Source organism: Pseudomonas veronii (genome assembly GCF_002028325.1).
Classification (GTDB): Bacteria; Pseudomonadota; Gammaproteobacteria; order Pseudomonadales; family Pseudomonadaceae; genus Aquipseudomonas; species Aquipseudomonas veronii.
In genome coordinates this window covers 1254656-1266411 of record NZ_CP018420.1, presented here as the reverse complement: position 1 = coordinate 1266411, position 11756 = coordinate 1254656, and the positions used below count along the sequence as shown (strand labels likewise).

General features: G+C 63.4%; 7 protein-coding genes. 3 read left to right on the top strand and 4 right to left on the bottom strand.

The annotated features are described in order from the left end of the window. Nucleotides 1-87: 87 nt before the first annotated feature. Both PverR02_RS05800 and PverR02_RS05795 read right to left on the bottom strand, forming a co-directional pair. Nucleotides 88-579: a CS1 type fimbrial major subunit gene (locus PverR02_RS05800; RefSeq protein WP_046384572.1), complete on the bottom strand. Its 492-nt coding sequence runs from the start codon at nucleotides 577-579 to the stop codon at nucleotides 88-90. Nucleotides 580-1024: 445 nt separating this feature from the next. Further along, on the bottom strand, nucleotides 1025-6736 hold the full coding sequence (locus tag PverR02_RS05795; RefSeq protein WP_079442926.1) for a membrane-targeted effector domain-containing toxin: 5712 nt from the start codon (nucleotides 6734-6736) through the stop codon (nucleotides 1025-1027). Between the two features lie 157 nt (nucleotides 6737-6893). Between PverR02_RS05795 and PverR02_RS05790 the strand changes: the two genes are divergently transcribed. Continuing rightward, nucleotides 6894-7463 (top strand): PadR family transcriptional regulator, encoded by a 570-nt coding sequence (locus PverR02_RS05790; protein ID WP_017844567.1) that lies wholly within the window; start codon nucleotides 6894-6896, stop codon nucleotides 7461-7463. After that, on the top strand, nucleotides 7460-8227 hold the full coding sequence (locus tag PverR02_RS05785; RefSeq protein WP_079442925.1) for a siderophore-interacting protein: 768 nt from the start codon (nucleotides 7460-7462) through the stop codon (nucleotides 8225-8227). Before PverR02_RS05790 ends, PverR02_RS05785 begins: the two co-directional genes overlap by 4 nt. 1 nt (nucleotide 8228) lies before the next feature. Here the strand turns inward: PverR02_RS05785 and PverR02_RS05780 are convergent, their stop codons facing one another. Both PverR02_RS05780 and PverR02_RS05775 read right to left on the bottom strand, forming a co-directional pair. Then, a complete protein-coding gene (locus PverR02_RS05780; protein ID WP_079442924.1) occupies nucleotides 8229-8852 on the bottom strand; it encodes a Pr6Pr family membrane protein in 624 nt (207 codons plus the stop codon). Between the two features lie 4 nt (nucleotides 8853-8856). Continuing rightward, complete coding sequence (locus PverR02_RS05775; RefSeq protein ID WP_010212838.1) at nucleotides 8857-9090, bottom strand: VF530 family protein; 234 nt, start codon at nucleotides 9088-9090, stop codon at nucleotides 8857-8859. A 210-nt stretch (nucleotides 9091-9300) separates the two neighbouring features. Between PverR02_RS05775 and PverR02_RS05770 the strand changes: the two genes are divergently transcribed. After that, nucleotides 9301-11319: a TonB-dependent receptor gene (locus tag PverR02_RS05770; protein WP_046384575.1), complete on the top strand. Its 2019-nt coding sequence runs from the start codon at nucleotides 9301-9303 to the stop codon at nucleotides 11317-11319. The last annotated feature ends 437 nt before the right edge of the window (nucleotides 11320-11756 follow it).

The following is an 11756-nucleotide window of genomic DNA, read 5'->3' as shown; positions in this document are numbered from 1 at the left end:
AACCATCTGGAAACCGACCGCAGGCGAACACAACCTGCGGGCGGTGGGTGTGATCGATAAGGCGCGGCCTTATCGCGTGCCGGGTGCTTAGAAAGCGGTGCGCGGCACGTTGTCGAAGATCACGGTGGCGACGCTGGTGTAGAGACCGGTCTGGGTGTCCGCCGGCTTGGCGGCCTTGATGGTCATCATTTTTTGCAGGCCGGGGTTGGACTCTGCGTCGGCGGCCACTTCTTGCGGGCTACCGGTCAGGGCCACGGTGCCCAGGGTGATGGTCAGCGGGATCGAGTCCGTGCCGTTGGTGAGCGCCGCCGGGCCGTCCTGCAGGTAGGCGTCGATCGAGCCACCGGTGTTTTTCAGGGTGAACATCGAGGACAGCGTGCTCAGTTCACCGGTCACGGTGTTGTAGGTCATGATTTCGTCGCGACCGAAGTTGGGGTCCAGGGGCTGGGCGTGGAACTGCTTGGTAGGGATGTCGGCCTTGATGTTGATCGTGGTGCTTGCATCGTTGGCGGCCATGGCAGCCGAAGAACCCAATACCGCAACAGCCAGCGGGAGCAGAACAGCAAACTTCTTGATCATGCTTGAATACCTAGTAGTCATTTAAAGGAAGGCGGTTAACTAAAAAGCAAGTCAAGACTCACTTCCAACTAACAGCGCGGCGCAATGTTCATTGTTTGGCTGAACATTCAACGCCGGGAAATATTCGACCAATGCGCTTTAAAAGTAAGCAGGCAAGCTCCGAGAAACATGCAGGCCAATAGGCCATTACGCTGGAGGAAGAAATGCAATAAATACGATTTTTAAAAAAACGACTGTAAGACGTTAATGACACACAGATAATTCAATAAAAGCAGTACAGTTATCAGGAGACACTTAACGCACAACTTCACATCTGTAGTATTGGAACTACACGAGGGCATCACTCTACGCCTTCAACGGCCACCGCCTAGATTGACGACGGTGTTATTGACGTAGGATCTGGACTTTTCCACCCCCCTGCCCGCGCCGGCAGGGGGGGTCAGGTTTACTGGACGTGGGTGAGTTTCACCACCTGATCGAGGGCCGAGAGCAGCCGTTCGAACGCGCTGAACCGCTCGTCCTTCAGTTCTGCCCAGCGCTCGATGAAGAAGCGGCCTTGATCGTCGATCTGCACCGGCGTGGAAAGGATCTCGCCGCTGCGCGAGTGATGCACCAGATTCACTTCATGGGGTGAAAGCTGCTCGACCATGAACTGCCCCGGTCGCGTCAAGCGTGAACGATCGGCGGGAACATAGGCGCGAGGAGGACGCATGCCAGGGACGCCGACAGCCAGGGTGAAGTCGCTGCGGATCGCCGTCAGCCGGTTGGGGTACAACGACGATCCGTAGGCGACGGTCCATTGCAGCCCTGAGCGCAGCTCGCTGGCCGTGCCCGCCGGTACATCTGAGAGCCGCAGGCTGATCGCCCCTTGCGTCTGGGCCACCCCCGCAATCCCTTCGACCGAATGCACATGGGCATTGCCCATGTGCGCCACCCACTTGTGCGCGCCCTGGGCGGCCTGGTCTAGACGGATGACCTCGCCGGCAAAGAAGTTGAACATCGCAATGCGCGACGTCTGCGGCGCGCTCATGCCCTTGGTGTGGTAGCTCGATACGCAATCCAATGCGCGGATGCGCAGGCCGTGTTTGCCCGCCACTTCCACCACGCTGGTGTAGGTGTGCGGCCCGCGGTACTCGGGCATGTGGCCCCGGTCGAGGGTCCACAGGCGGTCTTTGAGCGCTGGGGGCAATACGCCCGTGCGCTGGAAGGTATCCAGGTCGGCCTGGTGCAGGTCGGTGAACAGGTGCTCCATGTACAGGGTTTTGACGCCTTGCTGCTTGAGCGCCTTCATCTGATCGATCAGCAGCGCCTTGCTCGATTGCTCGACGTGGCTCTCGCAGACAATCAGCCCCCGAGCGTGTTGGTAGCTTTGCGCGATAAAGTCGGCGGGCGTGGTGTTCGCCGGCAGGTCCGGCAACGTCGGCCTGGGGGGCAGTTCAGGGGTTTTGAAGAACGCCTGCGCCGCTGTGTTCAGGCGCTCGCGGGTCTTGCGGAAGGCGCTTTCGGCAGCGGCGATTTTCGGGTTGAGCGACCCATAACGGGTGTCGAACGCATGCGCGCCTTTGCCCATTTCATGCAGCTCGGGGACGAACCGCGAGTCGATGTCGAACTCGCTGTACGCGCTTGCGCGGCCAGGCGCGGTGACGAATGCCGGGGGCGCCGTGTAGGCGGTTTGCAGGGTCAGCTTGAAGTCGGCTTTGGCCGCCGGGTCGTCGACGATCGCGCCGGGCGTATCGTTCCAGATGCCCACCGGTTGGCCGGGGGCGACGTCTTCGACGCGCACACTCAGGGTCTTTTGCAGGTCGGCCAGGCCCGGGGTCTGGGTGTGCGTGTTGAGACGGCGGCTGTCGACCAGGGCGACCCACCCTTCGCCGGGTTTTGCGCCGAGGTCGGCCTCGATCAGCGTGTGGGAGTAGAAGTTTCGCTGGGCGTTGGGCCGAGGGCTGACCAGCGCGCCGTTTTTCAGGTTGAAGGCTTTGTCCACCTCGTAGCCGGTAGACGCGTCCAGCCCACAGACGGCGATGTTTTGCCGGCGCGCCGCAAGGATCAGGGCGCGATAGGAATGCGGGGAGTCGTTGGCGATCCCCAGGGCTGCCTCGACTTTTTTCAGGTACTCGCTGATGTGCCGGTAGCTGCCGCCGGCGTTGAACTTGTCCAGTTTGCCCCGGAACAGGTCCGCCGGCAGGTACTCGATGTACAGGCGCCGCACGCCCTGCTCGTAGAGGGTGTGCATATTGTCGATCAGCAGCTGTTTGGCGGCGAGCGAGCCAGGCACGGCGCCCACCACCAAGCCGGGGTTTTCCTTGAAGGCGCTTTCCAGGATGTGCCGATGGCTCGCGCTGGCTTCGAAGGCCAGTACATCGGCCCTGGGAACGATGGGATTGAGCTGGGCGAAGAACGTGTCGGCATCGCCGCGCAACTGCAGGTAGGCGTGCAGGTAAGGGGCCTGGAGCGGGGCCATTTCATAGGTCAGCAGGCTGTCGCGGGTGCCCTCGCCCAACAACTCATCGACGCTGGAGGTGTTGCGAAACTCCACGCTCAGAACGCTTTCGTAGTCTTTGGCCAGCTCCGGCGGAACTTCATAGCGCTGCAACGCGTGGGGGCTTGGCGCGGGGCGTTTCGGCGCCCCGCCGGTGAGGCCCGAGCGCACCCAGCGGCCCTCGGCGTTCTGGTTGACCAGGCGGGCGGTCGACACGAGTTTGCCGCTCACCGGGTCCTGGCGAAACAGCAGATAGCGGCCCAGGGCATCGGGGGTTTTGCCCGCCCACAACGGCCGGCCCTCGAACCACACCGCCTGCATACCGGCGAGCGCGGGGCTCGGCGGCTGCAGTTGTTGGATCAACGCCATGGCCTGGCGCGGCGCTGCTGGGCGCATGAGGTGGCGCATCGGCCGGAGCAGCGGGCCGATGGACTTGAGTGCCGGGCGCAGGTCGGTGAACACCGCGCCGAGGCTGTTGCTCAGGTAGCCGACGAAGTGTTGCAGCGCCGCATCGGTGTCGCCCTGGTTGTAGGCGTGCAGGGCCAGCATGCCGTCCTTGAGCGCCAGCAGCAGGCCCAGGCTCAGGCTCAACACCGGGAACGGTGCGGTCGCAATGGCGATCAGCGGTTCGAGGCAACTCCAGACCAGGCCCATGATCATGTCGGTGCGATTGACCGTGGTGGCGGCAACGTCGTCGATCTTGCGTTGCAGCTTCATGTCGTGCAGCAGGTGACGCAGGTCGAGCACGGGCGGCACGCGCTCGATCGCGTCGTAGCGCGCCAGGCTCAGGTCGGTGCTGTTGAGGTCTGCGGGCAGGCCGGCCTGGGCGATTTGCAGAAAACGCCGGACGCGCACCCGGGACTGCACACCGACGCGGGCGCTGAAGTAATCGAGCATGCCGTCGACTTTTTTCAGCAGGTAGTTGAACAGCCGGGCTTCGCGCAAGAACACGCCGTCCGGCGCCTGCGGTGTATAGAGCAACACCGGGTTCGCGCCGTGGCTGAACAGCAAGGTGTCGATCACCCAGTCGCCGTCGATCATCAGGCGATGCACGTTGTAGGTGCTGCGCGTCTCGACCGAGGTGTCGTCCAGGCTCTTGATGGCGCGTTCAAACCAATCCAGATCGACCTGGGCGATATGGCCTTTGAGGCGCGATTCGAGCGCCGCGCTGTGCAACTGCAACTGGTTGATCGCCAGCGTTGCGTCGCGGCGCAGGGCATAACCGGGGCTGGCCGGGTTTTGCAGTTTGGCCTGGACTTCATCGGCGTAGCGCTGGCCGATCCATACGCCGCGCACCGAAAGCGCGACGTTGCGCGGCGTGAGCTTGCTCAGGTCGACCCCGGCCGGGCCCATGAAGGTGGCGACGGCGTCGAACCTGGCGTCGAGAAACCCCAGCGAATCCTCATAACCATCGCGATACAGGCGGGTGTAGGACACCGACGCGGGGCGCGTCAACGCCGGGAAGTCTTTGGGGTAATGCACCCACACCGTATCGGGGTCGACATCGTTTTGCCGCTGGCGCCCCAGCAGGGCGTTGAGCTGCGTCTTGGCCTGCGCATGCAGGAAGCGCTCGAAGCTGATGAAGCGGGCGTCGGATAACGGGTTTTGCGCATAGGTGTTCGCCGCGCCTTCGGCGTTTTCCGCCAGTTGAGTCAGTTGTCGACGCTGGGCCTCGGTGGCGGCCCGGTACCACGTCGGGGTGCCCCAGTGGTAATCGTCGGTCTGCACCTGCAGCAGTTGGGCGCGCAGGGCCTTGAGGCAATCGGCGTGGTCGGCCGCCTGGCTGAAGGTGACGTGGCGATATTCCTGGCGCGCCGGAATGAAGCCCAGGCCAGCCATGAACGTTTCCAGACCCGCGCGGGACTTGAGGGCGACTTGCCCCAGCAGATAAGCACGCATGGTTTCGTCCGCGCACCAGCCGAGGATATGCGCCTGGCAGCCGGTTTCCGTGTCGAACCCATGAAACTGCTGGGCCTGCGGCGCTTCGGGGGTACACAGCAGCAAGCGCTGGATCGCGCCCTGCTCGTCGCGCTCGCGCAGCAGCCAGAGGTCCTTGAGCACGCAGCCATTGAGCACAACGTTGCTCGCGTGCAGTTGCGCGTCGGTGCCGCGACGCAGGCGGGAAACGCGTTGATAGTCGGCCTCGGTGATGTGGTTTTGCAGCGTGGCCGTGTAGGCCAGGGCATTGATGCGGCGGTCGAGCATCTGTTCGATGGCGGCATGGATCTGCGGCTTGGCGTAGTACTCGCGGCGCACGGCCTCAAACTCCGCACGCGGTTTGAGGCTGTCGAGCAGGCTGACCAGATAGGCCGGGGTCAGGTCTTGATAGCGCTCGGGCAGCGGCGCGTCGGCATACGTGAGGGTGGTATTGAGCAAAAACGCCGAGCCGGGCAGTTCGTCGCCGGTGTGCAGGCCGCGCAGCGCCAGCGCGGTCAGGTTGTGTTTCTGCTCGTAGGCGCCGACCCTGGCCACACTGCGGCGCGTGCGGACTTGCAGGCGGTCGGGGTCCAGGTCGGTGATTTCCAGGTCAGCGGCCAGTTGTTCGAGCAACTGATAGCGCGCCAGGGCCTGCGGCGAGGCGGCATGGCCGAACAGGTTCAGCAGGGCTTGGCGGGCCTCGTCGTACTCGCTCAGCTGCCGCGCCAGGGCCTCGCGCTGGTGGCTCGGCGCGTTGCGATACCAGGCCGGGGCGCTGTGTTCCAGGCAACGGTCGAGCAGGCGCTGGGCGCGCAATTCCAGGCGCGGGCTGAGGTCGGGCAAGGCCGCGCGAATCGCGTCGTCCAGCTCGGCAAGCAGCTGTCGGGCGCTATGGTCGGGGTTGGCGTCCAGGCTCAAGGCCCAATCGATATCCAGCGCGCGTTTGGCCAGCCTGGCGTCGTAGGTGTGTTCGCACAGCGGTTCGCTGTTGATGGGGACCAACTGCAGCGGCCAGACGCCCATGACGGACAGCCCCCAGTACCGGCGCGGCAGCAGGCGCATGAACTCCTTGCGCCAACTGCCGACCGCCATCGTCTCGCGCAGTCGGCGGTTCATCTCGGCCAGCGAGCTGAACGACTCGAAGCCGCGGGCCGGCGTGAACAGCACGACGTAGCCGGCATCGTCGGCCGGGGTCAGCTGCGCGACCACGGGGGTGTTTTTTTCGGTCAACACAAAGGCCCCGGCGAACTCGATCGTCTGGGCTCGATAGCTGAACGTCAGCGCATAGATGCCCGGTCGAAAGCTCGGCCCGAGCCCCAGGTTCTGCACCAGGCGGGCCTCTTCACGATGCAGCAGAGAGTCCTGGATGTTGAGCCTGGCTTCGAGTTCCAACGCGACCAGGCCGGCGTCGTTGGCCATGAACGTGCGCAGGCTTTGGCCGCCCAACACCCCGGTTTCGTCCAGTTTCTGCAAGTGCGCCGTGAGGTCGCGCTTGAGCGTCGCCAGCCGTTGCTTGCCCTCGTCACTTTGCAGGTCGGCCTGCGCCACATCGGCATACAGCGCACGACAGCGGTCGAAGTGAGCGCGCGCGTGCGCCGTGAGCGTCTGGTTGAGTTTTTCAAGCTGTTGTAACTCGACGGGGAGCGGCCGCTTGGACAGTAACGGGGTGTCGGTTTCGAGCAACTGGTGACCGATCTGATGCAGATACCCGCGTATTTCCAAGGAGGTTGGCGAGTAAGGGGGAGAAATCAATGTGCTCATCGCACTGGCTCCATGCACATGGGAAGAGCCATCAGCATGCTGGGCGCATCACGCGGGACGGTGGTAGTTAAGTAGGCCGCGACCGTTGGTCGACTGATCTTGAACAGTCTAAAGATATATCTTAAGTTATATCTTAACCAAAACGGAGAGACCCAAAATGAGAGAGCATCATCCCCATTCCCACGGCGACGGCCGCGACGGCTTCGAAAAACGCCCCGGCCGTGAACGCGGTGGTCGCGGCCCACGCGTGTTCGCCCCCGGCGACCTGAAGTTGCTGTTGCTGGCGCTGATCGCCGAGCAGCCGTGCCACGGCTACGACCTGATCCGCCAGATCGAAGGCCTGTTCGACGGCGCCTACAGCCCCAGCCCCGGTGTGATCTACCCGACCCTGACCTTCCTTGAAGAAAGCGAATTGATCAGCGGCGATGCCGAAGGCGGAAAAAAACGCTACACCATCACCGACGCCGGTCGTCTTTCTTTAAGTGAGCAGGCGATTGCACTGGAAGGCGTGCGAATGCGTATCGACGTGAGCAAACGCTCGCTGCGCGGCCATGATCGCCCGCCCGAAATCCACGAGGCGGTGCATAACCTGCGTCATGCCTTGCAACTGCACCACGGACGCTGGAGCGCCGAAGAAATCGCGCGGGTCGCCACGCTGCTCAACAGCACCGCACAAGCCATCGTCGACGGCCCGGCCGTTCAAGCTGTCCAGGGGGAAAATCAATGAATACGCCCGTCATCCATCGCGTCAGCCACGAGATCAAACGCCGTCGCCTCGACGTGCTGCGGGTGGTCGATATCACCCCGCGCATGCGCCGCATCACCCTCGGCGGCCCCGAACTGGCGGGGTTTGTCAGCCTGGGCAGTGACGATCACATCAAGCTGATGTTCCCGCAGAACGCCGCCGAGCAAGCCGCGCTGCAAAGCCCGACCTTCAGCATCAAGGGCGATGGCCCGCAGCCGGCCATGCGCGACTACACGCCACGGCGTTTCGACCTGAGCCTCGGCGAGTTGGACATCGACTTCGTGCTGCACGGCGACGGCCCCGCCTCCACCTGGGCCGAGCAGGCTCAAGTCGGCCAGCACCTGTACATCGGCGGCCCACGGGGCTCGATGATCGTGCCGGACATCTTCGACAGCTACCTGCTGATCGGCGACGAAACCGCCCTGCCCGCCATCGCCCGCCGCCTCGAAGAACTGCCGGCCGGGCGCACGGTGCTGGCGGTGATCGAAATCGCCGATGCGGCGGAACGGCAAACACTGCAAAGCGCGGCCGAGGTAGAAGTGATTTGGCTGGTGCGCGGCCAGGCCGACCTGCTCGACACCGTGCGCGCACTGACGCTGCCGAGCGGTGCGCTGTACACCTTCGTCGCGATGGAAACCAAGCTGTCGCGCCAGGTGCGCCGGGTGCTGCTGGATACGCACAAGCTCGATGAAGCGTTCCTCAAGGCCGTCGGCTACTGGCGCGCCGAGGGCAGTGAGGAAGAATGAGTCATCCGTGGGGTTTGATGCTTTTATCCAACCCCACCACCGCCAGAGCAATCAGCACGAACCCCGCCAGAATCCCCCCGGCATTCACGAACACCTGTGGATAACCGAGGGTGCCGACGTCGAAAAACGGGTACTGGTATTGCCCGAGCAAATCCCCGCGCAGCAGCACATAGGCGAAGTACACCAACGGGTACAACACCCACAGGCCAATGTGTTTGCACTGCAACGTGCCCTTGGGCACACAGCGCCACCAGTAGACGACAAACAGCAGCGGCATCACGTCGTGCAGCAATTCGTCGGCGATGAACTGGAACCCTTCGGGCTGCCACAGGTGCCGCAGCAGCAGGTTATAGGCCAGGCTCACCAGCACGATGCTGACGGCAATCGCACTGCTGACCCTGGGCGCCAGGAAAAACCGCTTCGCCGCTGAATCACGATCAACCACGGCGTAGCTCAGCACCACCACCACCAGGGTGTTGGTCAACACGGTGAAGAAGCTGAAGAAGTTGACCAGCCCGCCCAACAGGCTGGCGCCCGTCGACCAGCGCGAATAGAAAATCAGGTATTGCTGAATCGCCAACCCCACCCAACCGGCCAGGGCCGCCGCCGTCACACAGCGTTTCATGGGCTCAGTCCAACGGGCGTTTGGTACGCATCAGTTTCACGTACAGCCCTTCGACTTTCTCCCGCGCCCACGGGGTTTTGCGCAGGAACGTCAGGCTCGACTTGATGCTCGGGTCGCTCTTGAAACAGCGGACATCGATGCGCTCGGCCAGACCGCTCCATTCGTAGTGTTCCACCAGGGTGGTGAGGACGTGTTGCAGAGTCACGCCGTGAAGCGGGTCGTTGCTTGTCGCGGTCATGCCAGGCCTTTTGCAAAAAGAGGAAATACAGCCGCGCACCTTAGCCGACGGGGCGAACAGGTGGAAGCACCGCATTGAATATAGCCCCTGGGGAAAAGTTGCCCTTTTCAGGGCAAAAAGAGATGTTATATTGTAACGATAGTTATCAACCGTAAGCTGTTCGTTACCGTTTGCCGCCTTCTCTTTTTGTCGTTTGCCAAGGAATGTCCGATGTCCCTCTCCTCTGCCTGGCGCTTGTCGCCCCTCGCCGCCGCCCTGCTGATCTGCTCCGAAGCCCATGCGCTGGAACTGCAACCCCAAGTCATCACCGCCAACCCCCTGGGCAGCGCGCAACTGGCTTCGCCGACCACCGTGCTGGAGGGCGATGAGCTGACCCTGCAGCAAAAAGGCAGCCTCGGCGAAACCCTGAACAAGCAACCGGGCGTGTCGTCGTCCTACTTCGGCCCGGGCGCCAGCCGACCGATCATCCGCGGCCAGGATGGCGACCGCATTCGCCTGCTGCGCAACGGCGTGGGCGCGCTGGATGCGTCGTCGCTGTCCTACGACCACGCCGTGCCGCTGGACCCGGTCAACGTCGACCGCATCGAAATCGTGCGCGGCCCGGCGGCCCTGTTGTACGGCGGCAGCGCCATCGGCGGGGTGGTCAACACCTTCGACAATCGCATCCCCACCGAAGCCATCGAAGGCATCCACGGCGCCGGCGAATTACGCTACGGCGGCGCCGACACCACGCGCAGCAGCGCGGGCAAACTCGAAGCCGGCAACGGCACCTTCGCCCTGCACCTGGACGCGAATGCGCGGGAATTCAACGACCTCAAAATCCCGGGCCAAGCCCGCAGCCGCCACGCCCCGGAAGCCGAAGACGGCCCCGGCAAAAACGGCCGCCTGGGCAACAGCGACGGGCGCCAGGACGGCGGTGCGCTGGGCGGTTCCTACACCTGGGACGACGGTTATGCCGGGCTGTCCTACAGCACCTACGACAGCAACTACGGCTCACCCGCCGAACAGGCTGTGCGGATCCGCATGAAGCAGGACCACTACGCGTTTGCCTCCGAGGTACGCAACCTGCAGGGCCCGTTCACCTCGGTGAAACTCGACGCCGGCTACACCGACTACGAGCACCGCGAAATCGAAGGCGGCGAAACCGGCACGATCTTCAAGAACAAAGGCTATGAAGCCCGGGTTGAAGCGCGCCACCAGCCGCTCGGCCCCTTCGACGGCGTGGTCGGCGCACAAGTGACCCGCAACGAGTTCTCGGCCCTCGGCGAAGAAGCCTTCGTGCCGCAGACCGACACCAACGCCGGCGCGCTGTTCATCCTCGAAGAAATGCAGGCCACCGAGCGCCTGAAACTCAGCCTCGGCGGGCGCCTGGAGCACACCAGCGTCGACCCGGACAGCAAAGGCAACGCGCGCTTCGCCAATGCCGACAAGACCAACGACTTCACCGCCGGCAGCCTGTCGTCCGGCGCGGTGTACACCCTCACGCCGATCTGGTCGCTGGCCGCAACCCTGGGCTACACCGAACGCGCGCCGACCTTCTACGAGCTGTACGCCAACGGCGCTCACGTCGCCACCGGCACCTACGAGTTGGGCAACGCCAACCTGAAGAAAGAAAAAGCCGTATCCAGCGACCTCGCACTGCGCTTTGACAACGGCACGCACAAGGGCAGCTTCGGCGTGTTCTACAGCCGTTTCTCCAACTACATCGGCCTGCTGGGCACAGGTCGCACATTGAACGACGAAGGTGAAGAAGACGCCGGCGGCATCCCCGAATACGAATACTCGGGAGTGCGCGCCCGTTTCGCCGGCTTTGAAGCCCAGGATCACTGGAAGCTCGGCGAAGGCGCCTACGGCAAGTTCGCACTGGAACTGTCGGGCGACTACACCCGCGCCACCAACCTCGACACCGGCGAAGCCCTGCCGCGCATCGCACCGCTGCGCCTGAACAGCGGCTTGCTGTGGGAACTGGACCGCTGGCAAGCGCGCATCGACATCGAACACGCCGCCGGACAAGGCCGTGTGCCCTCCAACGAAAGCGGCACCGACGGCTACACCACGCTGGGCGCCAGCGCCGGCTATCGCTTCAACGTCGGCGGCAGCCAGTGGCTGGCATTCGTCAATGGCGAAAACCTGACCAACCAAACCGTGCGCTATGCCAGCTCGATCCTGCGCGACATCGCCCCGGCAGCAGGCAGAAGCGTACAAGTGGGCCTGCGCACCACCTTCTAACTATCCAAAAAGAACCGCCCCACGATGCAAAGCGAGGCTCTTGATCCGCTTTCGATCCAAAGCCCCCCACAATGCAAAGTGAGGCTCTTGATCCGCTTTTGATCCAAAGCACCCCACAATGCGAAGCGAGGCTCTTGACCTGCTTTTGATCCAAAGCCCCCCACAATGCAAAGCGAGGCTCTTGATCCGCTTTTGATCCAAAGCACCCCACAATGCGAAGCGAGGCTCTTGATCCGCTTTTGATCCAAAGCACTCCACAATGCGAAGCGAGGCTCTTGATCTTGATCTGAGGCGCCCCGTTAAACCACGCTGGCCGAACGCAGGCTTGAATCCGTGGGTAACCCGGCAGGACGCCGGGTTAGCCGTCCTGGGCCAAGGATGGCCCATGACGGCGGCCCACGGATTCAAGCCGGAGTGAGGGCACACCGAGCACTAGC